Raw genomic sequence first — 24433 nt, forward strand, 5'->3', positions numbered from 1 at the left:
TTGTCATGCAATAGCTAAGTGTTCTTTGGTTTGTATGCCATGGCCTTTATCTCTACCACGAGATGTGGATGAGGTAATTGGTGCACGGCTACAGTGGTTCGTGTGGGTCCGTTTTCTTTACTGAAAAATTCTGCGTACACCTCGTTATAGCCGGCAAAATCGTTCATATTAACCAGGAAAGAAGTGACATCGCAAACATCTTCCATGGTTGCACCCTCAGTGGCCAGGTAATCTCTGATATTTTCCAGGACAGCCCTTGTTTGTTCCCTCACATCCAATCGCATGGTCCCCATCTCATCCACCTGATGTACACCCGCAAAGGAGTTATCGGGCAGGCGGGAACTTGTACCACTCACAAAAATAAAATCACCCACACGTTTCACATGGGGATAGGCTCCTCTTGGTGTAGCTTTTCCTTCTACTAATCTGCTTTTCATGATCATAAATTTTTTACTACTGCGTCATCATGCAGTATTTCAGAAGTCTCTTTTTTAACCTTTTCCAGCTTTTCGTGTAGCGACAAGCTATCCGGTAATTTACCGTCCTGCAATAGATTAAGGATCGCCTTATCCTGGGCACGGCCTCTTTTCATGGCTTCAGAATATGGAATGTTCTCGTTAAAGGTAACCAAAGAATATTTGCTATTATATTCTGAAGGAAATTCTGTTTCGAACTGTAATTCCAGTCTTCGTTTCTCCTGGAAAAGATCACTCGCCGTGTGTTCTTTCATTTCGTGAAAGTTGTCCACTGCCAGATCTGCAATGGCATCTGTATCTTTCTTTCTTACATTTTCGTATTCCGAAAAGATCTTAGGCCAATTTCCCTCATATTGCTCTAAAACCTCATCAAAAACTACAACATCTTCAAAAGAGGCGTTCATTCCTTGTCCGTAAAAGGGAACAATAGCGTGAGCCGCGTCTCCCATTAATAGGGTCTTTCCGTAGCAACTCCAGGGAGAACACTTAATAGTGCCCAGAGGCCCGGTTGGGTTCTCAAAAAATTCCTCTACCAGGTTCGGCATAAGTTGCACGGCGTCCGGATATTCCTTCTTAAAATATTTCATTACCATTGCTGGCGTTGTAAGATTATCGAAACAATAGTCGCTGTCGCTAAAGGGAAGAAAAAGTGTTACTGTAAAACTTCCATCGAGATTGGGAAGTGCGATCAACATATCTTCCCCCCGAGGCCATATATGCAGAGCGTCCTTATCGGTACGGAAACCACCTCCTTCTGCGGCAGGGATAGTTATTTCCTTATATCCATGCGTAAGCCAATTCTGGGAAAAACTAAACAGGAAATCCCTACTTAGGAACATACTTTTCCGCACTGCCGATCCCGCACCATCCGTCCCAAAGAGCAGATCGCCACTAAGTTGCACTTTATCACCTGTAGTATGATCTGTAAAGCTGGCACTGGCAGCCTTGAGATCAACCTCTTCACATCCCATATTGAAGAGTAGCTTTACGTTTGGCATCTTTTCACAAGCATCCAGTAGTAACATATTAAGTCCCGGCCTTGATACAGAGTTGATATGCTCGTGAGACCGTCCGCTATATCGGGTAAGAAAGGTCTTCCCGTTTTCATGGTGAATCATTCTTCCCTGCATGGGGATACAAAGTTTCTTAGCAGCCTCTTCAACGCCTGCTAGTCGCAATCCGCGTAAACCACGGTCACTCAAGGCAAGATTGATAGATCGCCCGGCATCTTGTTCTATCTTTCTCAGATCCGGTCTTTTCTCAACCAGGGTAATATTGTACCCTCGTTGTGCCAGTCTAAGCGCCAACAAACTACCGCAAAGACCTGCACCTATTATCAGTATATTTTCCTTTTTGCTCATTTAGTTTAAAATCTTCTTCAGCTTTTCGGCAAAACGAAACACATCCTCAAAACTATTATACAAAGGTGCCGGCGCCACTCTAATGACATCCGGTTCGCGCCAATCACTAATTACTCCAGCGGCCGTTAAACGGTCGTGCAACTCTTTGTTGGCACTTTTAACCTGGATAGATAGCTGGCATCCTCGTTCCTGGTTGTTTCTGGGGGTGATTATAGAGATTCGTTCATCCTTCAGCTCGTCTATCAAATATTCGAGAAAACCTGTTAGTTTCACCGATTTCTTTCGTAGGTTCTCAAATCCTGCTTCAGCAAAGATATCCAGAGAGGCCCTTATTGCCGCCATCGATAAAATTGGCGGATTGCTCAGCTGCCAGCCCTCAGCCCCCGGTAGTGGGTCGAAATCATGCCGCATATTAAAGCGTGTTTGCTTATTATGTCCCCACCAGCCGGCAAAGCGTTTCAACTTAGGATTTTCGGCATGTCTTTGGTGTACAAAACAAGCACCAAGGCTTCCGGGTCCACTGTTCAGATATTTATACGTACACCATACTGCGAAATCTGCACCAGTATTGTGCAGATCGGGATAAATGTTGCCGGCTCCATGTGCAAGGTCGAAACCCACAATACAGTTGTATTTGTGCCCCAGTTCTGTGATTCTCTTTAATGGAAATGATTGTCCGCTGTAATAATTGGTGCTACCTATCATTAATAGGGCAATAGAATCACCTTGCTCGACCATGATCTGTTCCAGATCTTCAAATCTGCACAATTCCTCTCCTTCACGTGGTTTCCAGAGTATTAGTCCATCTTCGGGATCGAAATCATGGAATTTCAGCTGACTCTCCACAGCGTATTTATCGGAAGGGAAAGCATCACTTTCCACGACGATCTTATATTTTTTATCGGTAGGTTGGTAGAAGGACACCATCATAAGGTGTAAGTTTGTGGTAAGTGTGTTCATTACAACTACCTCTTGGGGTTTAGCACCTACGAGCATCGCCATTTTCTCGGTGAGGAACTCATGATATGGGAGCCAGGGATGTTCGGCTTCGGTATGACCCTCAACCCCTAGATTTGCCCAATCATTCAACTCTTTTTTTATGTATTCTGAAGTGATCTTCGGTTGTAGACCGAGTGAATTTCCGCAGAGATAGATCAATGCTTCACCGGCATCATTTGTTGGAAGGTGGAATTTATTTCTGAAATGTGAGAGGGAATCTTCCTTATCGCACTGACTTGCAAATTCAAGTGAATTCTGGTACATATTGACTGCTAAATTTCGGCTATTCACAAAAATAGGAATTTAAATTCGTTTGAATTTCGAATAAAGGTTGATGTTCAATATATTTGTGTAAGAAACAACCTATGCGAAAACTATTATTCATAATCCTATTGGTCTTTGGGAGCGGTGTCTTAAGCGCCCAGTCGATTGCCCGACAGTGGAACGAAGAAATACTGCACGCCATCCGAAACGATTTTGCCAGACCCACGGTACACGCCCGAAATCTGTTTCATTCATCAATAGCAATGTACGATATCTGGGCCACCTTCGATCCGAATGCTAAACCATTTTTACTAGGAAATACGGTGGGCGATTTTACCAGTAATTTTGAGGGTTTTGAAGCCTCTGGGGATATTTCGGAAGCACGAAAGGAAGCCATTAGTTACGCGGTCTACAGACTCATGAAACATCGTTTTGCGAATTCTCCTGGCGCAGAGGATATCTTTCAGTCCATAGATGCGCTTATGGATTCGTATGGGTATAATAAGAATTTCAGTAATACCAATTACAGTACCGGAAACCCGGCAGCCTTCGGAAATTATGTTGCCCAACAGTTGATAGAATTTGGTTTGCAGGATGGCGCCAATGAAGCAGGAGATTACGAGAATCTTTTTTACGAACCCCTGAACGAACCTCTGGATACCGATAATTCCGGGAACCCGGATATGACTTTCCCAAATAACTGGCAACCGCTTAAAGTAGAGAACTATGTGGACCAAAGTGGAAATATAGTGCCGGGCGGTCAGCCGCCATTCCTAAGCCCTGAATGGGGGCAGGTGACACCCTTTTCCCTCACGGATGAGTTTTTAGAAAAACATCCCAGAGACGGTTTCGAATATTATGTGTACCACGATCCTGGTGATCCTCCTTATATTCAGGATGGCTTGGGACTTTCAGACAATTACAAATGGGGCTTTTCCATGGTAGCGGTCTGGGCTTCTCATCTGGATAAAAATGATTCGACGATGGTTGATATCTCTCCTGCATCACTGGGTAATTTACCAATGGAGACGTATCCGGATTCTTTTTCGAACTACGATACATTTTATAACTTTTTAGAAGGAGGGGATCCTTCTACCGGGAGGGACCTTAATCCTGTTACCGGCTTACCCTACGAGCCCCAGTTAGTTCCCAGGGGAGACTATGCCCGAGTTCTGGCTGAGTTTTGGGCAGACGGCCCCGATAGTGAAACGCCTCCCGGGCATTGGTTTACTATACTCAATTACGTGAACGACCACCCGCAGCATACACGAAAGTTTCGAGGTGTTGGAAACGAACTGGATGAACTGGAATGGGATGTTAAATCGTATTTGATCCTTGGAGGAACCATGCATGATGTTGCAGTGTGCGCCTGGGGGATCAAAGGCTATTATGATTACGTGCGTCCAATAAGCGCAATACGCTATATGGCAGACCAGGGTCAGTCCAGCGATCCGGACGGGGATAGTTATCATCCGCATGGGATCCCTTTGGTTCCCGGCTATATTGAAGTGGTAAAAGAAGGCGATCTGCTTGCAGGTGCTTTTAACGAGAATGTTGGAAAGATCAAATTATTTACCTGGCGTGGTCCACAGTTTATAATCGATCCAAATGAAGATGAAGCCGGGGTTGGATGGATACTTGCTGAAGAATGGTTCCCGTACCAACGGCCATCTTTTGTAACACCACCCTTTGCTGGTTATATTTCCGGGCACTCCACATTTTCAAGGGCAGCTGCCGAAGTCTTAACCCTGCTTACGGGAGATGAATATTTCCCTGGGGGAATGGGCGTATTCGAAATTCCGAAGGATACTTTTTTAAAATTTGAGAAAGGCCCCAGTGTACCTTTTCAATTACAATGGGCAACCTATCAGGATGCCAGCGATCAAACTAGTTTGTCGAGGATATGGGGAGGGATACACCCGCCGTGTGACGACATCCCTGGCAGGATCATTGGAGCCAGCATAGGGGTAGAGGCTTTTAAGTTTGCCGAATCCTATTTCTATGGGAAGGCAGTTGAGCAGGGACGGATTTTTCCTAATCCTTCGGGAGAACAACTTACAGTAGCATATAAAACCGATGTGCCATTACAGTTGGCAATCTACGACACTTCGGGAAGGAAAGTCTTCAGTACGGAAGCGGTATTCGACCAAGACGACGAATTCAATATCACCGTATCTCAATTAAGAGCAGGATTGTACTTCGTAACTCTCGAAAATGATGACAATCGGGTCTTTGTTGAACGAATGGTCAAAAAATAATTCACCTAATTTACCAGGTTATTTTATCGAAACGTCTGTGAAGAACAGCTGGAAATTACCGGTACTGTCCTGATGATGCGTATTAAGTATTATCCCGTTTAAGTTCTTTTCTTTCATCCAAAGAGTTGCGGTACTGGTCTTATCGGCATTATTTCTACGATAGCCCCACTCCTTGACAGCATAGTTATCGGTAAAGTACAAATCGTAAGCATCTCCGGGTGTGTATCCACCTCCACCATCGTACAAGATAGTTAGTTTGTGTAGCGTGTCCCCAGAAATAGGCGCTATTACATTTTTTTCTTCTGAAATACTCACCCCTTCATCCCATACTAATTTATAAGGAGCCAGTAACCAATATGTATCGTTTATAAATCGTTTATCGGCATAAAGGGCTAGACTGTCCAGCGTTGCATTTCGGTTATATTCGATAGTATCCGTATCGCTGGTAAACACCACATCATCGGTTTTTGGGAACCACTGAAACGACCTTTTAAATTCTCTTCCACCGCTTTTTACGTTAAAACTGAAATTTAATTGGCTAACGCGATCCCAATTGGCCTCACCATATCTATTGGCAATGGCTTCGGCTGGAGTTAGGTTGGAATTATCAATTGACGATCCCTCCGGATCTTTGTTATTCTGTCGTTCATTACAGGAACTGAGCAGGGTAAGCAATAAAAATAAAGCAGGAAGGTATTTCATGGCAGATAGTTTCGGTAAAAATAACTATTCTACTTATGCTCTCATAATTTTCGTATTTTTAAAATATGGATGTACAAAAAGAATATAGTAATGGGGACCTCGTAGTTGTATGGAAACCCGGACTTTGTTTTCATGCTAAAGAATGCGTGCACGGTTTACCCGATGTATTCGATCCCAAGCAGAAGCCATGGATCAAAGCCGAGAACGCAGGGATTGAAGACTTGAAAAGAACGATAGATAAATGCCCGAGTGGAGCTTTGAGTTATTATTCGAAGTCTGCTGCTAACACGGAAGAACCAAAACAAAACGCTATGAATGAAACTAAAATAGAAGTATTGAATAATGGCCCTTTAATGGTGAAGGGTGAAATAGAAGTAATACATACGGATGGTTCAACAGAAAAAAAGACCCGAAATACTGCGTTTTGCCGCTGTGGGAAAACCGGAAATATTCCTTATTGTGATGGGTCTCATAAACGATAAGCTATGAAAGTATCTGTTGAAAAGAACCTGGAACGCCGTCGCTACGAAACCGAAGTGAATGGCTATACAGCTTTTATAGAATATATCAAGGCAAAGAACGCAATATACCTAACTCATACCGAGGTTCCTGTTCAGTTGGAAGGTCATGGAGTGGGTACTGCCATGGTTAAGGAGGTGTTGAATAGATTAAAAGAGGAAGGTGATAAGGTGGCGCCATTGTGTCCGTTCGTGGCTGCATTTATAAAGAAGAACCGTGAATGGGTACCTATGGTTGCCGATGGATATAATGTAGGTTAAAACGCGTCATCCCTTCATTATTTTTTACATTAGCCGAAATTTGAGTTAATGGATTTTCAGAAGGAATTTAATACAAACAGAGACACCTGGAATAAAAAGGTGGCAGTACACGCAGCCAGTGAATTTTATGACCTGGAGAGTTTTAAAAATGGTGCCGATTCTCTGAATAAATATGAGTTGGAAGCCCTGGGTGATGTGTCCGGCAAGTCATTACTGCACTTACAATGTCATTTTGGTCAAGATACCCTAAGCTGGGCGAGGAGAGGAGCGTCTTGCACCGGAATTGACATTTCCGATAAAGCTATAGAGCTTGCGCAGTCCTTAAATAACGAACTCGAGCTAAATGCCAAATTTGTTTGTTGTAATGTACTCGATGTGTCCTACCATGTTTCTCAAACTTTCGAAATAGTTTTTACCAGTTATGGCGTGATAGGCTGGCTTCCCGATCTGAAACCCTGGGCACAGATGATCTATGATCGTCTTAAACCCGGAGGTACATTTTATATGGTCGAATTCCATCCCATTGCATGGATGTTCGATTACCATCAGGATCCGCCAAAGATGATCTACGGATATCAACAGAAGGAAGCCATTTACGAAGAATATGAAGGTTCCTATACCGAGGATAGCGATACCAAAATTGTAAGTAAGGAATATGGATGGAATCACGGATTGGGGGAGGTGATCAACGCTCTCATTGAGGCAGGACTTACGATCGATTATTTAAAAGAACATGAAGAATCTCCTTATGATATTTACCCGGATCTGGAGAAAACCGAAAAAGGCATGTACGTCTTAAAAGATAGATTGTACCCTTTGGTGTTCGAAATTCGGGCACACAAATAGATCGTTAAAACACATTAAAAGCCCTTAGGATAAAGCTTAGAGGCACAAACACCAGACTTAAGAGAAAGATATTCTTCCCATGTTTTCGATTGCCTTCCGAATACGAATACACTTTAACCCCGTTGGGCAATGTCTTTCTGGATGTCCAAAGGAAATAACCAATAATGAGTCCTAAAAAACCTCCGAGAACTGCAAAGATATATCCCGCAACTATCCAGCCGTTCTGGTCCTTATCGGGTTTAGCAAGATGTTCGATGCGTTCCTTACGCAGCCGCAGTAGAAGTTCATCATGTACCGGTTTTCCTCTGTCTTCAAGGATCTTTTGTGAGAGTAAATAATCAAATTCACTCCATTCATCCTGTTTTACTAGCACATCATAAAGTTCCTCATCAGTAAAGCGAAATAAATAGTAATCTTTAGGGACATCGTCCAGCGACTTTCTCGCGTGCTCTGCCAGAATGGCTTCCGCTCGTTCAAAATCGCTCACATCGATCCTGATCTCAAGTTCGTCCTGGGCGTGATTACCTCCAAAACTGTTGTCCAGAGAAGAAGAATTATCGCCTATAACTGTATTAATGCCGTTTGAAGTAAGCAAATCGTGTATGTCGTGTGCATGATCGAGGTTAGTGAATTTCCTGAAGATCGCGAAGTCATCCTGTTCCATACATGTAAAGATAAAAAAACGACGCCCGGAAGGCGTCGTTTCTTTTAGTGTTCTTCATTTTCTTTTAGCAGATGTGGAAACATCTTCTGAAATCGCTTCAACCTGGGAATTGATACATTCTGAATATAGGGATGATTGGGATTGCGTTTTTCAAAATCCTGGTGATACCCTTCGCCTATCCAGAATTTCTGGAAGGGAAGAACCTGTGCAGCCACCTTGCCTTCACCATAGATCTTTTCCTGTTCCGCAACTTTGTCTTCTATGATCTTCTTTTGCTCATCATTTTGATAAAAGATAATAGATCGGTATTGAGATCCTCTGTCCGGACCCTGGCCGTTAACTTGAGTTACATTCTGCGAGCCAAAATATACATCCACGAGAGTTGCGAAGGATACAACTTTGGGATCGTATATAATTTCCACTGCCTCGGCGTGTCCGGTTCTCCCAGTGTTACTAAGTTCGTAAGTGGGATAATCTGAGTGTCCCCCACTATATCCAGAAATAGACTCTTTTACCCCTTTCACACTTTCATATATCGCTTCCACACACCAGAAACACCCACTGGCGAAGTAGGCTCTCTCCAAACCGTTTTCGGCCGGTACTTCCATAGGAGTTAAATTTGCCTGCGCTTCGGCTTCGGCTTTTTTATTTCCTTCATTCGAGGACTGACAGGCACCTTGTAAACTAAACAGCGCCAAACTTAAAAATATGATCGACAATTTTTTCATAACAACGATTTGTAGAAATAAGTAGGGAATAGTATGAAAACCTTTCAATTTTTTCAGAAAAGTAATAAAAAAAGCCCTCACGGATTGTGAAGGCTTTGTTATATCTTAAGATGAGATCTATTTCACTTTAGCGAAAAGCTTTCCCATTTTCTCTCTTTCCTCTGTTGCCAGTTCAGGATCTACAAGGATTCTGCCACTGTGCTCATCGGTAATGATCTTTTTACGGGAGGCGATCTCCATTTGTACCTGAGGTGGAATAGTAAAGAAGGATCCTCCGGATGCACCTCGTTCTACGGGCACCACTGCCAGACCGTTCTTTACATTAGAACGGATACGTTTGTAAGCTTTTATAAGTCGCTCCTCGATGTTCTTCTCGTATTTCTCAGATTCCTTGATGAGGGTCTTTTCCTCTTTTTCGGTTTCAGAAAGAATCTCATTTAATTCCCCCTGTTTGTGTTTCAGGTGTTCTTCACGAGCTTTTAAGCGTTCTTTGGTCTCTTCAATAACCACGTTCTTTTGCTCTATCTGTGCCTTGAATTCCTTGATATGCTTTTCAGCCAACTGAATTTCCAGTTCCTGGAATTCGATCTCTTTACTTAAAGAGTTATACTCACGGTTGTTACGAACGTTATCTTGCTGAGAGGTATACTTTTTAATAAGCGCTTTTGCCTCGTCGATAAGGTTCTTCTTGTCTTTGATATTGGTTTCGATCACTCCCAGATCTGAAGTTAACTTCTCCAATCGCGTGTTCATTCCAGCTACTTCATCTTCAAGATCTTCAACCTCCAGAGGTAGTTCACCGCGAACATTACGAATTTCGTCTATACGAGAATCGATCAGTTGCAGGTCGAACAGGGCTCTTAGTTTTTCTTCTACAGTAGTTTCTGTTTTCTTTGCCATTTTCTATAAATAGGTAATAGGATTGGTGTTTATTTGTGATAAAACTAGCCTGCTTGCCGGCAAGGCAGGTGCAAAATTAGTGATTTTTTTTGAGAGCGCATTAATAATCAGCTCTTTTGTGAATTGCTCGCTTTCGTAGTGTCCCACGTCGGTCAGGAGTAAACTTCCTTCCGCTTTGAAAAAATCGTGGTATTTCAGGTCGGATGTCACATAAGCATCGGCTCCGGCCGCCCTGGCTGCCTCTATGGCAAAACTACCACTACCTCCCAAAACTGCTACTTTTTCAATGGTTTTACCCGTTAATGCCGAATGCCTGATACACTCACACTGCATTACTTTTTTTAGATGCTTCAGGAATTCTTTCTCAGGCATGGGGTTTTTCAACGTACCAACCATACCCATCCCTATATGCTGATTCGTATTGTTAAGGGTTGTGATCTCGTAGGCAACTTCTTCGTAAGAATGTGCTGTGAACAGCGCTTTCAGTACTTTATTTTTTAAGTGTTTCTGAAATGTAACTTCTATTTTAGTCTCATCTTCAAAATGGGTCACCCCTTTTTTACCTTTGGTGGGGTTGGCTTCATCATTAGGATTGAAACTACCTTTTCCGTCCGAATTAAAACTACAGTTGCTATAATTACCAATATTTCCCGCACCGGCTGCAAATAGAGCTTCTCTTAGCGATTCGGCCTCTTGTTTAGGGACATAAGTAACAAGTTTCTGAATAGTACCTTGCTGCGGTATAAGAATGGCGCGTTTTTCGATCCCTATCTTTTCACAGATCATGGCATTAACACCATTCCATGCATTATCGAGCGCGGTGTGTATGGCAAAAATGGCAATGTCGTTCTTAATGGCCTTCTGTACCACACGTTCGACATAGGATCGACCGGTTATCTTTTTTAAACCGCTAAAAACGATAGGATGAAAACTAACGATAAGGTTACAATTAGCGTCTATGGCCTCCTGCACTACAGATTCCAGCGTGTCCAGAGTAACCAGGATCCCGCTTACCTCGGCATCGGCATCGCCCACAAGCAAACCGGTATTATCGAAATCTTCCGAATAAGATAGCGGGGCAATCTCCTCGAGGATGCCAATAACCTCATTAACCTTCATACGTTCTATTTTATGGTAAAGATAAAAAAGTATACTTTCGTTTTATGAATTGCCAGGGCTAACTTCATTTATGAAACCTAAAGTACTATAAAGAACTAGAATGTAATTCTGCCTGACCCCTTATATTAACTGATTTTGTACAGATGAAATTTCTTCGCTTTCTCGCATTTCCTTTCGCCATCCTGTATGGCCTCGTTACGGCAGTGCGTAATTATAGGTACGACAAAGGCTGGCTAAAAAGTAAAACCTATGACGTACCGGTGATTTGTGTGGGAAATCTTTCTGTAGGAGGAACTGGTAAATCCCCTATGATAACATTCCTGGTGCGAATGCTCAAAGACGATTACAAAGTGGCTGTGCTAAGTAGGGGTTATAAAAGAAAGACCAGTGGCTATTTGGAAGTAAAAATAGATCATACAGCACAGGAAGTAGGGGATGAACCTCTTCAGTTTAAGCAGAACTTTCCCGATGTACTTATCGCTGTTTGTGCAGACAGGCGTAAGGGGATAGAAAGATTAAAGAACAGGGCGGATGTGATCTTGCTGGACGATGCCTTTCAGCATAGAAAAGTGAACGCAGATTTAAATATTCTGCTCACCCCTTGTGACGACCTGTATATAGACGATTATCTTTTGCCCATGGGGATGTTAAGAGAGCCTGTAAGCGGGGCAGAGCGGGCAGATATCATAGTGGTGACCAAATGTCCTAATCATATTCCCTACGCCAGGCAGCAGGAGATCCAGTTCCGCCTGAAACTGAAACCGCATCAGAAACTTTATTTCTCAAAAGTAGGATACGACAAACAGATCTATGGCAAGACAGAGATACAGCCGCTTCGGTATTTGCTGGACAAACCCTTTACACTGGTTACAGGAATCGCTAATCCTTTACCATTAGTGGATTACCTTAAATCCAACGGGTATAATTTTACGCACGATAAGTTTGGGGATCATCATAATTTTACGGCTTCAGAAATAAAGAAACTGGCGAAAAAGGAAATATTACTTACCACAGAAAAAGACTATATGCGCCTTCAACCGCATATCGATAAATTTGCTCTCTATTACTTACCTATTAAAACTATTTTACTTAATGAACAGCAGCCTTTTTTCAGGGAGCGTGTAGTGGAGGCTATCGAAGGAAGCAGGGTTTAACTGTTTACCGGAAAGGTTTTATTGGCGATGGTGCGATAGATCTTTTCAAAGAATTCTTCCGTTTTAAACGGCTTCGGAATAATTTCATTAAATCCGGCTCTGTAGAAATCATCTAAATTCTCATCTATGGTTACCGCTGTAAGTGCTATGATGGGGAGGTCCTTGTTGAATGCACGGATCTTTTGTGTGGCTTCAATACCACTAATTCCCGGCATGTGGATGTCCATTAAAATGACATCGAACTCGTTTTCCTTGACCAGTTTAATAGCATCCATACCGTTATCGGCTACCATGCATACCATTTTATTCTTTTCAAGTATCTTTCGGGTGATCATTTGGTTGATCTTATTATCTTCAACTACCAGGATCTTTCTGTTTTCGAGGGCTACATAATCCACGTCGTATATGATATTTTTGGGGTTAATATCTTCTTTTACTTCTTCTGAAACATCAAAATTGATATTAAACCAGAACTTGGATCCTTTGCCCAACTGACTTTCAAGATTGATCTTACTACCCATTAATTCGAGCAGGTTCTTTACGATGGACAGACCCAGGCCTGTACCACCAAATTTTCTATTGATCTGCAGGGAGGCCTGTGAGAATGTCTCGAAGATGCTTTTTTGTTTCTTCTTCGATATTCCAACACCGTTATCTTCAATTTCAAAGTGCAATGCAACTTTCGAATTATTTTCCTCCAGTTTTTTCACACGAACCACAACATCACCGTTCTGAGTAAATTTCACCGAGTTACCAATAAGGTTGATAAGGATTTGAGATAACTTAAGCGGATCGCCAACCAATCTGTCCGGAATAGTTTCATCGAATTCCAGATGCAGGTTGTTCTTACGGTCGTCTGCAGATTTCTTCAGTGCTATGAGTACATCATTTATGCGTTTCTTGAGTGAGAAAGTAGTTTTCTCGATCTCTACCTTATTGGCCTCAAGTTTATTGAGATCGAGGATATTGTTTATGAGGGATAACAGGTATTCTCCCGAAAATTTCAGGGAGTTCAAATGTTCTTTCTGATGCGGTTTCGGGTCTTCTTCAAGCAAAAGGTGAGTTAATCCCGTTACGGCGTAGAGAGGCGTACGTAGCTCATGTGTAATGGTTGAAAGGAATTGTGCCTTGGCCAGAGATGCTTTTTCGGCCTTTTCCTTCGCTAATTGCAGCTCGATGTTCTTATCCTGTAGCAATTCATTGGCCTTGGCTCTCAGGTTGTTATTTTTATAAAGCGAAAGCGTAAGTAACGAAAGGATGATGATAAGTGCAATACTCAATCCCGTGGTCATCCTACCAAAATTGATCGATTTCTGCTGCTTATCGATATCCATACGCTGCTCCTCAATGATCTCGGTAAGGTTATTCACGCTCGCGTCTATCTCGATCCCTTTGGTGATCGCCTGCAGATATACCTGTTGTAAGGAGTCGTTCTTAGCTTCATAAAGTTTCATATTACGCTCAACAGCCGCAAGATCGCCATTTCGCAGGGCTATCAAGCTACCAATGCGGTAACTTCGTACTTTTAGTTTGGTAAAGGAATGCTGGTCTATGATAGCAGTTGCTTTTTCCAGCGTAGCAGTAGCTTCTGTGATATTAGTTAACAGAGGTTGTTCCTCATTTAGATCTACCAGGGCCTCGGCCTTATTCAAATAGGACAAAGCGAGCTGGTACCAATTATTATTCTCTTCAAATACCGGGATCGCGGCGTTATAGTAATTTATAGCATCGGTGATCTTACCATTTTTATGTTGTAACATCCCAATCCCTAAAAGTACATCGGCTCGTTGGGCCTCGGTTCCCTGGTTAGTATAAATAACTTCTGCTTTTTTGAAGTAGTTCTCAGCTTCTACAAGCTGGCCCAGTTGTGTTAAGATCAATCCTTTTAGATTAAAGGCGTGCGCTTTTAAAATATCGTTCTTTCCTTTATCGATATAGTCTAATGCTATATCTGCTTCCGAATTAGCCTTGTGATAATTATGAAGGAAATAGTGTAATTCTGCAATTTCAAGCTGCAAGGACTCCTTAAAAGAATGATCTGAATTTACTACGGCAAGTTTGTTAGCATGATTTAGTTGTACGATCGCCTCATCAAAATCTTGCTGCGCTATCGCATTTCTGGCCTCTGCCTGATAGTTCTGAATTAGTTGTACAGAGTCCTGTTCGATTTGTTGCGAATAACAATCGAATGCAGTTAAAAACAGGGCGAAAACCCAGATTTTCAAGCAAGTAAATTTTACAACTCTGGCCGTCAAAACTATGTACTTGGGCGATAAATATAGTTATTTCCTCGAAATTTGTAGGATTAAATCTACAATTCTCGACGAATACCCTACTTCGTTGTCGTACCAACCTATGATTTTTACCATTTTTCCTATTACGGAGGTCATCCCCGCATCGAATACACAGGAATGGCTATTTCCCAGTATATCTACCGATACGATAGGATCTTCGGTATACTGGAGAATTCCTTTTAGAGTGCCTTCTGAAGCATTTTTAAAGGCCAAATTAACCTGTTCTATTGATACTTTTTCCTTCACATTAAAGGTAATGTCTGTTAAAGAGCCGTTCGCAACCGGAACTCGTATGCCGCAACCTCCAATAACAGTGGATAAATCGGGAAATATTGTAGTTAACGCTTTGGCAGCCCCCGTGGTGGTTGGTACTATGGATTGTCCAGCAGCACGGGCGCGTCTAAGATCACGATGCGGTTGGTCGTGCAAGCTCTGATCTGTGGTATACGAGTGTACGGTCGTGATATAAGCTTGTTCTATACCACACAAGGATTCGATCACTGCCAACATGGGTGCGGCATTATTTGTGGTACAGGACGCATTGGAGATAATTGTGTCTTCTGGGACTAAAATACCGTCATTTACTCCTAGAACCACCATTTTTATAGAGGTATCGTCCGTGGGTACTGATAAAATTACCCTAGAAGCACCGTTATCGATATGAGCCTGCAATTCATTTCTATTTTTGAATTTTCCTGTGCAGTCCACTACAAAATCGACCTTACCCCAGGGTATTTCAGCAATATTAGCCTTTGAAGAATACCGAATTTCCTCTTCGTCTACGACGATAGAGCTACCAGTATGATCTACATTGTAAGGCAAAACCCCCTGAATGCTGTCGTATTTTAACAAATGCGCCATGGTCCTTGAGTCGGCAATATCGTTGATTGCTACCACCCGTATGTCGGGATGGTCCAGCAGCATCCTGAACAGTGTACGACCAATCCGACCAAAACCGTTGATGCCGATATTGATTGCTTTGCTCATAAGAGACTATGTAAGGTGTTTTTGTGCTTTATAGGAGGATCTTACCAGGGCACCGCTTTCAACGTGCCTGAAGCCCATTTCCAGTCCGATTTCCTCGTATTTCCTGAATTGCTCCGGTGGAATGAATTCTTTTACTGGGAGATGCTTTTTAGAAGGTTGAAGATATTGCCCAAGCGTTACGATGTCCAGTCCAACACTACGCAAGTCTTCCAAAGTGCGTATCACTTCTTCTTCGGTTTCACCCAATCCCAGCATGATCCCGCTTTTTGTACGTTCTATACCCTGTTCTTTCAGATATCGCAGTACTTCCAGACTTCTTTCGTATTTCGCCTGGATTCTCACTTCTCTTGTAAGTCGTTTTACTGTTTCCATGTTGTGGGATACAACTTCGGGTTTTACAGCAATGATACGGTCTATATTTCGGGTAACTCCTTGAAAATCCGGAATTAAGGTCTCCAGAGTGGTTTCCGGGTTCATACGGCGTATCGCCTTTACTGTTTCGGCCCAAATGATAGATCCCATATCTTTCAGGTCGTCACGGTCCACCGAAGTGACCACAGCATGCTTAATATTCATGATCTTGATAGAACGAGCCACCTTTTCCGGTTCATCCCAGTCTACCATTTGTGGTCTCCCTGTTTTTACACCACAGAAACCACAGGAGCGGGTGCACATATTTCCAAGGATCATAAAAGTGGCAGTACCTTCCGTCCAGCATTCACCCATATTCGGGCAACTACCGCTTGTACAGATGGTATGAAGATTATATTTATCTACTAACCCACGCAGTTCGGTATATTTCTTACCAGTGGGGAGTTTTACACGAAGCCATTTTGGCTTCGGTTGTGGTTTTTGGGTATCTACAGTTTTCACTTCCATAGCGGAAACAAATGTACGAAGATTAGCTTAAAATAATCACAACAGAGTGCTAAGATACCAACCGCTAAATCCTAGCAGGATCAAGATGCTAGTAACGCTGTATACTTTCAGTAAAGTCCCAGGTCTTGCAGTTGCAGGGGTATGCCTTCCGGACAATAACCTATAATTAAAAAATGCATAGAATGGGGCCGTAAGAAACGACAGGATCGTCGCTATTTCCACCAATAATTTCATTTCAGAAAGAAGAAAGAAGAAAATAACCATAGTTCCGGAGGCCAGAATAACAAGCCAGTATAAATAGCCGCTTTTAATTGATCTTCCGGTAATAAGCTCTGTGGCACGGTGCATAGCCCTGGGCGATCCGTCCAGCGTAGTTAGACTTGTACTGAACATAGTAGTGAAGGCAGCTATTCCTATGATTATTTTTGCCCATTCCCCAAGACTTTGTGTATACATCGCTATTAACTGGTTTGCAAATTCTCCGGCACCGTCCGAAAACATCTGCTCACTGCCAAACATCACCACAGCGCCAAGGGCGAGGAAACCAACGGCAAGGACAGTAGTTGTTATATAACCAACGTTAAAATCGAAACGGGATTGACCTGGATCGATGGATGGGTCCAGTTTCTTCTTTTCGGTGGTCCACATCGAATGCCATATGGAAATATCCAGGGGAGCAGGCATCCAACCCATAAAGGCGATCAGGAAGGCGACGCCGGCTACCTCGGTTGGTAGAATTTGTTTAAAGGTGACGCCTTCCGAAGGATCTATGGCGAGCGTTACCGCTACTATGGTGCTTATGGTAAGCCCTATCACTATAAATTTCATAAGCGAATCCAGCATCTTGTAACGACCCAACACTAGTATAGTGAAACAGGCCAGGGTGATGAGCGCTGTCCATACTACCGGTGATCCCACGCCAAAAAGAGAGGAGGCAATACCCGCAGTTACAATGGTTACTGCAGTTTGAATGGTGAACATGGTAGCGAAGGTTAAAACCAGGTACACGTAGACAACCCCTTTGCCCATTTTCAGGTACCCTTCAAGTAATGATTCCCCCGTTGCCGAAGCATAGCGTGGACCATACTCGAAGAAGGGGTATTTTACCGCGTTTATAAGTAATAACGCCCATAGGAGTCCGAAGCCAAAATCGGCACCTGCTCTCGTAGACTGTACCAGATGAGATACACCTATCGCAGCCCCGGCGAAGATGAATCCCGGCCCTAGTTTTCGAAGGGTAAGTTTCAATGCTGATGATTTTGTGTAATGATCTCGGAAAGTAATTTCTTGGCCCGTAACAAACGTACTTTTACATTGTTTAGGGGTTCCTTTAACTGTTCGGAGATCTCATTATAACTCATTTCATGAAAATACCGTAGGTTAATCACATCCTGGTAATGGGGTTTTAATTGCTTTATAAAACGGAGGAGTTCTGCCAGGTTCTGTTCGGTGATGAGCTTATCCTCCGGGGAAGGGGAAAGATCGGCGATCTTATGTACATGTTCTTCACTGGTGTCCGTAGTTTGTGATTGAATAGAGGCTTTTTTCTTACGGCTTTTATCTATTTGAATATTCTTGGAAATGGCGATGAGCCATGTTCCGAAAGCGTAGGACTCATCGAAGGTTTCGATCTTATCGAAGGCTTTTGCAAAGGACTCTATCGCGATGTCTTCGGCTTCGTATTCGTCGTTAACTCGTTTTAACTGAAATCCGTAGACCTCATTCCAAAAATGATCCAATAAAAAACTAAAGGCACTTTGCCTCCCGGCTTTCGCCAGCTTCACCTGTTTTAAAATTTCCGCTTTGATCAATTCCAAGTGGATCGTTTTGAAGTCTTACTGCTAATAAAGATACTCAATTGCAGGCATACTAAAAACAATTCGAGGAAAGGGATAAAGGGGATAAGAGAAGATTCTTTTAGCAACAATGCTCCTTTGCCCACAATGATATATTGAACCAGTATCCTGAAAATAATAAGGAGGATCGCGATCTTCCAACTACTATAAAGGCACGCAAGAATGGCCAGGATCCAGAACGATACATTAAATATGTAATAGGCTCCCAACAATACCTTGTGTTTGGGTTTATACCTGGATGCCGTACTACTATGTCTCTTTTTTTGTTGGAACCAATGTTTCCATTTTTTCTTCGGAATTGAATAAGTGAAAGAATCCTGGTGGTATTGAAGCGCTGTATTAGTAGCAGTGGCCGCCTTGTTTACGAAAAGATCATCGTCACCCGAAAGCACATTCATATGCGAAGTAAACCCGCCGTGGGCGTAAAACACATTGCTGGTATAGGCGAGGTTCCTCCCAACTCCCATATACGGATTACCACGTAAAGCATAAGAAAAATATTGAATGGCAGTGATTATGGTTTCAAATCTAATTAGAGCATTTAACATGCCGGGTCTCCTTAGATAACCACCGTATCCCAGTATAATTTGTTTTTCTTCAGAAAACTGGGACACCATATGGCGAATCCATGACGAACTGGCCGGCCGGCAATCGGCATCGGTAAATACCATTCTCTTATTTGCAGCTTTCTTTATACCTAGTGTAAGTGCATATTTCTTACTTCCCCAAAAAGCTTCATTACTTTTTACATCCACGACTCGTATTCGGGAATCCTGTTCAGCAAAATGTTCCATGATCTCCAACGTTTTGTCGCTGGAGGCATCATTAATAAGGATAAGTTCGAACTCCGGATAATCCTGTGCCAGCCATAAGGGAATATGATCCTTCAGGTTTTTGGCTTCATTCTTAGCGCAAATAAGTACAGATACCGGGTATGCGGCAGTAGAGATTTTAGTTCCTGTCCTGGAAAAAGTAAAAGGAACAAAGTATAAGTAATAAAGACAATTGACGATAACAACAAATGCGAGCAGAAGAATTAGCAGCATAGTTGTTTAAACTTGTTAGGATGATTGATGTGGCTCCTGGGTACAGGAATCGAATTGATCCGGGGTTTTACCGCAAAATCCGCAGGCTTCTCCTTCTTTGTTTAAAAAAGGGCTCTGACTAGCGCAGGTACCGGCGAATTTCCCATCCTTCTTACCCCATATTTTTATAGCTATACCGGCAACGGCAAATAACAGTAATAGTAGTGTGATTATAAAAAGGCCCATAACATTGAAATATGATGCAAAAATACAACCTTTCTTGTTGAAATGCGCCTAATTTGGTTATTTTTAGCCTCTGTAAAAATCAATCTAATTATGAAATCTATATACACATTACTCACAATATTTACATTTTTAGCGGTTCTTGGATCGTGTAAGGACGATAAGCAGCAGGACAATCCGGAAGGTGACCAATCCACTACGGAGAAGGTGTCCTCTAAAGGCCCAACAGAAGAATCTAAGGCGCGTTCAAACAGTGTAATGGCCAGAGTAATGAGCACGTCCGATAGTAAGACATTCGCCAGTTACATTGTGACGTCCGAACTATCCGGAAAATTGCTTTCAGAAAAAGGGCCGTTCACAGTATTGGCTCCATCAGAAGCAGCTATCAAGTCCATGGACGAAGAGTTCTTGAAAAGTCTTCCACGTTCAGAAAATAAACCCCGGCTTATTCGTCTGGTACAGGATCATATTATAGAGGGAGATCACAATACCGTGTCTCTAATGCAGAGTCTAAAACTTGGTCCTGTGACCCTTACCACTCTTTCGGGTGAACAATTGAAGGTAAGTAGCAACGAAAACGACATCCTGATAACAGATAGTAAAGGAAAGGTTGCTAAAATTGGAAAGAGTGATATCCAGGGAACCAATGGAGTATTGCACATAGTGGACAATGTCCTGGGAATGGATTAGAACACGTTCACTTCGGGTTCTATATAGATGCCGAATAATTCTTTTATTTCTTTCTGAATCTTTAGCGCCAGTTCCCAGATCTCGGCACCGGTAGCATTTCCGTGATTTACCAATACAAGCGCCTGGTGTTCGTGGATCCCGGCATCCCCAAATCGTTTTCCCTTAAAGCCTGCCTTGTCTATTAGCCAACCGGCAGGAATTTTGAATTCGGTTGCCGAAACTTCGTAAAACGGCGCATCCGGATGATTGTTTCTGAAACGTTTAAAATCTTCGGAAGAAAGTACGGGATTCTTAAAAAAACTACCACTATTTCCTAAGATGTTAGGATCGGGTAATTTCGATCTGCGAATCGCGATCACTGCCTCCGAAATATCTCTTATGGTTGGTTGTGTGATATTTCTTTGTGCCAAAACATCGCCGATCGCACCGTAGCTTATATTAAGCTTGTGGTCTTTTTTGGTGAGTTTCAAAGTAACCGAGGTAATGATATATTGGTCTTTCGCCTCGTTCTTAAAGATCGAATTGCGATACCCGAATTTACATGCCTTCTTATCAAATATCACTTCCTTGCCAGTAGCTAATTCCAAGGCTGTACACTGCACGAACACATCCTCCAGCTCCACTCCGTATGCACCTATGTTCTGAATTGGGGCAGTTCCCGTATTTCCCGGGATGAGAGAAAGATTTTCAATACCGCCAAAGTCATTTTCAATACTATACATTACCAGCTCGTGCCAGTTTTCTCCGGCCATGACTTTCAGTAGAACATCCGATTCAGTTTCAGAAATAACATCTATACCCTTTAGGTTGATGTGTATCACCAGTTTTTCAAGGGGTCCGGTAAGTAACATATTACTTCCTCCACCCAGGATAAAAAGCTCCTCCTTGTCGTATTGGTTAATAATAGTCCTGAGATCTTCAACAGAGTCCACCGAAATAAACGCACTCGCATTCACATCAATACCAAAAGTATTGTAAGCGCGCAGCGATTTGTTCTTTTCGATCTGCATTAGCCGGGGTATTGTTCAAGGGCAGCCTTTAATATTTTTACGGCTTTGATAAGGCTTTCTTTGCGAAGAACATATGCGATCCGGATCTGGTTCTTTCCAACACCCTCTGTAGAGTAAAATCCGGCAGCAGGCGCCACCATTACGGTTTCTCCATCCACGTCGAAGGATTCCAGCAGCCATTGAGCAAAGTCGTCACTGTTCTCTATTGGCAGTTCCGCGATACAATAAAACGCTCCTTTAGGGTAGCCAACTTTTACTCCGGGTATTCCTTTCAATAGGTTTATAAGGGTATCCCTTCTGTCTTTATATTCGGCTATCACCTCGTCGAAGTATTGCTGTGGGGTATTGAGAGCCGCTTCGCTGGCGATCTGTGCGAAGGTTGGCGGACTCAATCTCGCCTGAGCAAATTTAAGGGCTGTATGGATCACTTCTTTGTTTTTCGATACGAGGCAACCAATTCTGGCGCCACACATACTATAACGTTTGGAAACAGAATCCACAAGGATCCCATAGTTTTCCATCCCTTCCTCTTCCAGGATAGAATAATGCTTTAACCCATCGTACACAAACTCACGATATACCTCGTCTGCCACCAGAAACAGATCGTGTTTCTTTACAATAGTGGCAAGTTTATGGATTTCTTCCTTCGAATATAAATATCCCGTAGGATTACCCGGGTTGCATATAAGGATAGCCTTGGTCCTGGGGGTGATCAGTTTTTCAAATTCGGCGATAGGAGGTAAGGCAAAATTGTTCTCAATTTTGGATATTACCGGTACTATCTTCACCCCTGAAGCCAGGGCAAAGCCATTGTAATTGGCGTAGAATGGTTCCGGGATAATGATCTCATCGCCTGCATCGGCAATGGAACCCATGGCGAAGAGTAAGGCCTCACTGCCGCCTGTTGTAACTATGATATCTTTTGCCTCAACCATGATATTCTTACTGTGGTAGTATCTGGCAATTTTTTCCCGATATTCCTCAGAGCCTTCCGAACGTGAATATGCTAGTATTTCAAGGGCGTGATTGGCAACTGCATCCATCACTGCCACGGGAGTTTTTATATCGGGCTGTCCTATATTGAGATGGTAAACCGTTTTGTTCGCCTTATAAGCTTTTTCGGCATAGGGAACCAATTTTCTTATTGGGGATTCGGGCATCGATCGGCCCTTTTCTGAGACTATAGGCATATGGCATATCTTATGGAGCAAAGTTGCGAAATATATTTTATAAATCCATGGTGAAAGCTAAGGCGTTCGCTAATTTTTCCATATCTTCAATACGATGGAAAAATTAGCGAACTCTACTCGTTCCTTCCTTCTTTCAGTATTCGCCCTACTTGTCTTTATACTGGGGAATGCACAGAGCCATTTTACTTTTCCTGAGGCAATATCCAGAGATAAGATTCCCTTCGAATTAGTGAACAACCTAGTCATCATCCCGGTTGAGATAAATGGAACCCGATTGTCATTTCTTTTAGATACCGGGGTTAGTTCCACTTTGTTGTTCTCCGTTGAAGAGCTGGACTCTATTCAGCTGAATAATGCCTCGCCGGTAAAACTACGCGGCCTGGGGGAGGGCGGTACCATAGACGCCATTCTAAGCAATAATAACACTGTTAGGGTGGGTAAGGCTGTAGATAAACAGCACAGGATCTACATGGTACTGGATAAAAAGATCAATTTTTCCACTCGAATGGGAGTGCCTATTCACGGCATCATAGGGTTTGATCTGTTCAAGGATTTTGTAGTAAAAACAGATTATTCGTCTAAGCGGGTCACTCTTTATAAACCCGATAAATACCGCAAAAGGAGATGTAAAGGATGTAGTGATTTTAAGCTGCGGTTTCATAATAAGAAGCCTTATATGGCGGTTACCGTAGAATCTCGAACACAACAAATAGAGTCATTGGTATTGATCGATACCGGTTCGAGTGATGGTCTATGGCTTTTCGACGAGTACGATTTTATTATAAACAACCCCAGAAATTACTTTAATGATTTCCTGGGACTTGGGCTAAGTGGAAATATATTCGGAAAGAGATCCAAGATAAAGGGACTGGGGCTTAACTCGTTTCGGTTGGAGGGTGTAACAACTTCATTTCCCGACACGAATACTGTAAGAAACATACGATCCATTCCCGAACGAAAAGGGACTTTAGGTAGTGAGGTGCTCAGGCGATTTACGGTGATCATGGATTATCGAAATCAAACCATGACGCTAAAGAAAAATAAATACTTCGATGAACCCTTTTACTATAATATGGCTGGCTTAACCCTGGAACATGACGGGCTTATCCCGGTAAGAGAAGTGGATTATTTTAAAATAGACCCTGTCACGATGACTACTAAAAAGAGGGAAGCATCTGCTATCTTCGATGTGTATAAGTCGCCCACCTTGCAATTCTTTCTGGCACCTAAATTTGTAGTTGTTGAAGTACGGGAAGGGTCCCCGGCTGCATTGGCAGGTATTCAGAAAGGTGATGAGGTACTGTCTATTAACGGGAAAGCGTGCTACAAGTACAAATTGTATGAAATCATCAACCTGTTCTCATCGAAGGCCGGCAGGACGATCTATATGGAAATAACGAGGAATGGGGTAAACCAGAAGAAAAAATTTATCCTACGAGAAGTATTGTAATAAAAAAACCCCCGGCATCGCGAGGGTTTTTTTATATGATAATTACAATTATTTCGTCTTTTCAAGGACACTTTTGCCCTCGGCTAAAACTTCTCCTTTTATTTTAAGCGCTTTAATAGGTTCATCTGCGTTAGAATAAACAGTTACTGTTTTACGGATCGGTCCTACGCGATTAGTATCATATTTAACCTGAATGATACTGGAAGCGCCAGGAGCCACAGGCCCGTCTGGTTTTTTTGGTACTGTACATCCGCAACTGGACTTCACATCACTGATAATTAGCGGTTTATCTCCGGTGTTGGTAAATTCGAATGCACGAACACCGTCACTTCCTTTGGCGATCTGACCAAAGTCTATGGTGTCTGTTTTAAAACTAATTTTGGCCTGCGCCTGAACAGTGTGTCCAATTAATGCGATAAGCACTATAAGTACTAGTCTTTTCATGATTTCTTTAAATTTAAGGTATGCTAATGTAGCTATCTTTTTGGCAACCTGCAAAATAAGTTATTCACTTTCATAATACTGCAGATATACCTACTTTTGCTTACTTATTCCAAAA

The 24433-nt window shown here is 42.5% G+C and carries 25 protein-coding genes; 7 read left to right on the plus strand and 18 right to left on the minus strand.

Annotated features, from left to right (window positions below; translation table 11 throughout):
• Positions 1-14: 14 nt before the first annotated feature.
• The 3 genes from C5O00_RS08950 to kynU are packed head-to-tail and all read right to left on the minus strand — an operon-like array spanning position 15 to position 3100.
• The gene (locus C5O00_RS08950; RefSeq protein WP_105216536.1) at positions 15-443 is read right to left on the minus strand and encodes a RidA family protein; all 429 of its coding nucleotides are present in this window, start codon (positions 441-443) and stop codon (positions 15-17) included.
• The gene (locus C5O00_RS08955; RefSeq protein WP_105216537.1) at positions 440-1837 is read right to left on the minus strand and encodes an FAD-dependent oxidoreductase; all 1398 of its coding nucleotides are present in this window, start codon (positions 1835-1837) and stop codon (positions 440-442) included. Before C5O00_RS08955 ends, C5O00_RS08950 begins: the two co-directional genes overlap by 4 nt.
• Positions 1838-3100 carry a kynureninase gene (gene kynU / locus C5O00_RS08960; protein WP_105216538.1) on the minus strand — a complete coding sequence of 421 codons (1263 nt, stop codon included), beginning with the start codon at positions 3098-3100 and terminating at the stop codon, positions 1838-1840.
• Positions 3101-3201: 101 nt separating this feature from the next.
• Here kynU and C5O00_RS08965 point away from each other — a divergent pair, with 101 nt between their 5' ends.
• Positions 3202-5358, plus strand: a complete 2157-nt coding sequence (locus C5O00_RS08965) for a T9SS type A sorting domain-containing protein (RefSeq protein ID WP_105216539.1) — start codon at positions 3202-3204, stop codon at positions 5356-5358.
• An 18-nt stretch (positions 5359-5376) separates the two neighbouring features.
• On the opposite strand, the gene C5O00_RS08970 is transcribed toward C5O00_RS08965, so the two are convergent.
• Positions 5377-6060, minus strand: coding sequence for a hypothetical protein (locus C5O00_RS08970; protein WP_105216540.1), 684 nt, complete (start codon positions 6058-6060; stop codon positions 5377-5379).
• 65 nt (positions 6061-6125) lie between these two features.
• Here C5O00_RS08970 and C5O00_RS08975 point away from each other — a divergent pair, with 65 nt between their 5' ends.
• Genes C5O00_RS08975 through C5O00_RS08985 form a run of 3 tightly spaced genes read left to right on the plus strand, consistent with a single transcriptional unit; the run spans position 6126 to position 7685 of the window.
• The gene (locus C5O00_RS08975) at positions 6126-6542 is read left to right on the plus strand and encodes a (4Fe-4S)-binding protein (RefSeq protein WP_105216541.1); all 417 of its coding nucleotides are present in this window, start codon (positions 6126-6128) and stop codon (positions 6540-6542) included.
• Positions 6543-6545: 3 nt separating this feature from the next.
• Positions 6546-6839 carry a GNAT family N-acetyltransferase gene (locus C5O00_RS08980; protein ID WP_105216542.1) on the plus strand — a complete coding sequence of 98 codons (294 nt, stop codon included), beginning with the start codon at positions 6546-6548 and terminating at the stop codon, positions 6837-6839.
• A 48-nt stretch (positions 6840-6887) separates the two neighbouring features.
• Positions 6888-7685 (plus strand): class I SAM-dependent methyltransferase, encoded by a 798-nt coding sequence (locus C5O00_RS08985; RefSeq protein ID WP_105216543.1) that lies wholly within the window; start codon positions 6888-6890, stop codon positions 7683-7685.
• A gap of 4 nt (positions 7686-7689) precedes the next feature.
• Here the strand turns inward: C5O00_RS08985 and C5O00_RS08990 are convergent, their stop codons facing one another.
• The 4 genes from C5O00_RS08990 to C5O00_RS09005 form a co-directional block, all read right to left on the minus strand.
• On the minus strand, positions 7690-8349 hold the full coding sequence (locus C5O00_RS08990) for a putative signal transducing protein (RefSeq protein ID WP_105216544.1): 660 nt from the start codon (positions 8347-8349) through the stop codon (positions 7690-7692).
• 44 nt (positions 8350-8393) lie between these two features.
• Positions 8394-9077 carry a peptide-methionine (S)-S-oxide reductase MsrA gene (gene msrA, locus C5O00_RS08995; RefSeq protein ID WP_105216545.1) on the minus strand — a complete coding sequence of 228 codons (684 nt, stop codon included), beginning with the start codon at positions 9075-9077 and terminating at the stop codon, positions 8394-8396.
• Positions 9078-9194: 117 nt separating this feature from the next.
• Positions 9195-9977 carry a zinc ribbon domain-containing protein gene (locus C5O00_RS09000; protein ID WP_105216546.1) on the minus strand — a complete coding sequence of 261 codons (783 nt, stop codon included), beginning with the start codon at positions 9975-9977 and terminating at the stop codon, positions 9195-9197.
• A gap of 3 nt (positions 9978-9980) precedes the next feature.
• Entirely contained in the window at positions 9981-11096 is a 1116-nt protein-coding gene (locus C5O00_RS09005) for a Nif3-like dinuclear metal center hexameric protein (RefSeq protein ID WP_105216547.1), read from the minus strand.
• 143 nt (positions 11097-11239) lie between these two features.
• Here C5O00_RS09005 and lpxK point away from each other — a divergent pair, with 143 nt between their 5' ends.
• Complete coding sequence (gene lpxK / locus C5O00_RS09010) at positions 11240-12250, plus strand: tetraacyldisaccharide 4'-kinase (protein WP_105216548.1); 1011 nt, start codon at positions 11240-11242, stop codon at positions 12248-12250.
• On the opposite strand, the gene C5O00_RS09015 is transcribed toward lpxK, so the two are convergent.
• The 7 genes from C5O00_RS09015 to C5O00_RS09045 are packed head-to-tail and all read right to left on the minus strand — an operon-like array spanning position 12247 to position 19537.
• The gene (locus tag C5O00_RS09015; RefSeq protein WP_105216549.1) at positions 12247-14475 is read right to left on the minus strand and encodes a response regulator; all 2229 of its coding nucleotides are present in this window, start codon (positions 14473-14475) and stop codon (positions 12247-12249) included. The genes lpxK and C5O00_RS09015 overlap by 4 nt on opposite strands.
• 57 nt (positions 14476-14532) lie before the next feature.
• A complete protein-coding gene (gene gap, locus C5O00_RS09020) occupies positions 14533-15531 on the minus strand; it encodes a type I glyceraldehyde-3-phosphate dehydrogenase (RefSeq protein WP_105216550.1) in 999 nt (332 codons plus the stop codon).
• A gap of 6 nt (positions 15532-15537) precedes the next feature.
• Complete coding sequence (lipA, locus tag C5O00_RS09025; protein ID WP_105216551.1) at positions 15538-16410, minus strand: lipoyl synthase; 873 nt, start codon at positions 16408-16410, stop codon at positions 15538-15540.
• 36 nt (positions 16411-16446) lie between these two features.
• Complete coding sequence (locus tag C5O00_RS09030) at positions 16447-17658, minus strand: Nramp family divalent metal transporter (RefSeq protein WP_105216552.1); 1212 nt, start codon at positions 17656-17658, stop codon at positions 16447-16449.
• Complete coding sequence (locus C5O00_RS09035; RefSeq protein WP_105216553.1) at positions 17655-18227, minus strand: RNA polymerase sigma factor; 573 nt, start codon at positions 18225-18227, stop codon at positions 17655-17657. The genes C5O00_RS09030 and C5O00_RS09035 overlap by 4 nt, the downstream gene beginning before the upstream one ends.
• Positions 18218-19312, minus strand: a complete 1095-nt coding sequence (locus tag C5O00_RS09040) for a glycosyltransferase (protein ID WP_105216554.1) — start codon at positions 19310-19312, stop codon at positions 18218-18220. The genes C5O00_RS09035 and C5O00_RS09040 overlap by 10 nt, the downstream gene beginning before the upstream one ends.
• 15 nt (positions 19313-19327) lie before the next feature.
• Complete coding sequence (locus C5O00_RS09045) at positions 19328-19537, minus strand: membrane or secreted protein (RefSeq protein ID WP_105216555.1); 210 nt, start codon at positions 19535-19537, stop codon at positions 19328-19330.
• Between the two features lie 90 nt (positions 19538-19627).
• Here C5O00_RS09045 and C5O00_RS09050 point away from each other — a divergent pair, with 90 nt between their 5' ends.
• Positions 19628-20224, plus strand: coding sequence for a fasciclin domain-containing protein (locus C5O00_RS09050; protein ID WP_158676814.1), 597 nt, complete (start codon positions 19628-19630; stop codon positions 20222-20224).
• On the opposite strand, the gene murB is transcribed toward C5O00_RS09050, so the two are convergent.
• Together murB and C5O00_RS09060 are read right to left on the minus strand one after the other, a co-directional pair.
• Positions 20221-21234 carry a UDP-N-acetylmuramate dehydrogenase gene (gene murB, locus C5O00_RS09055; RefSeq protein WP_105216557.1) on the minus strand — a complete coding sequence of 338 codons (1014 nt, stop codon included), beginning with the start codon at positions 21232-21234 and terminating at the stop codon, positions 20221-20223. The genes C5O00_RS09050 and murB overlap by 4 nt on opposite strands.
• A complete protein-coding gene (locus tag C5O00_RS09060) occupies positions 21234-22424 on the minus strand; it encodes a pyridoxal phosphate-dependent aminotransferase (protein WP_105216558.1) in 1191 nt (396 codons plus the stop codon). Before C5O00_RS09060 ends, murB begins: the two co-directional genes overlap by 1 nt.
• A gap of 94 nt (positions 22425-22518) precedes the next feature.
• Between C5O00_RS09060 and C5O00_RS09065 the strand changes: the two genes are divergently transcribed.
• The gene (locus C5O00_RS09065; protein WP_105216559.1) at positions 22519-23874 is read left to right on the plus strand and encodes an aspartyl protease family protein; all 1356 of its coding nucleotides are present in this window, start codon (positions 22519-22521) and stop codon (positions 23872-23874) included.
• Positions 23875-23922: 48 nt separating this feature from the next.
• Here C5O00_RS09065 and C5O00_RS09070 read toward each other — a convergent pair whose 3' ends face one another.
• Positions 23923-24318: a DUF1573 domain-containing protein gene (locus C5O00_RS09070; protein WP_105217620.1), complete on the minus strand. Its 396-nt coding sequence runs from the start codon at positions 24316-24318 to the stop codon at positions 23923-23925.
• Positions 24319-24433 lie beyond the last annotated feature (115 nt).

It is taken from the genome of Pukyongia salina (assembly GCF_002966125.1).
Classification (GTDB): domain Bacteria; phylum Bacteroidota; class Bacteroidia; order Flavobacteriales; family Flavobacteriaceae; genus Pukyongia; species Pukyongia salina.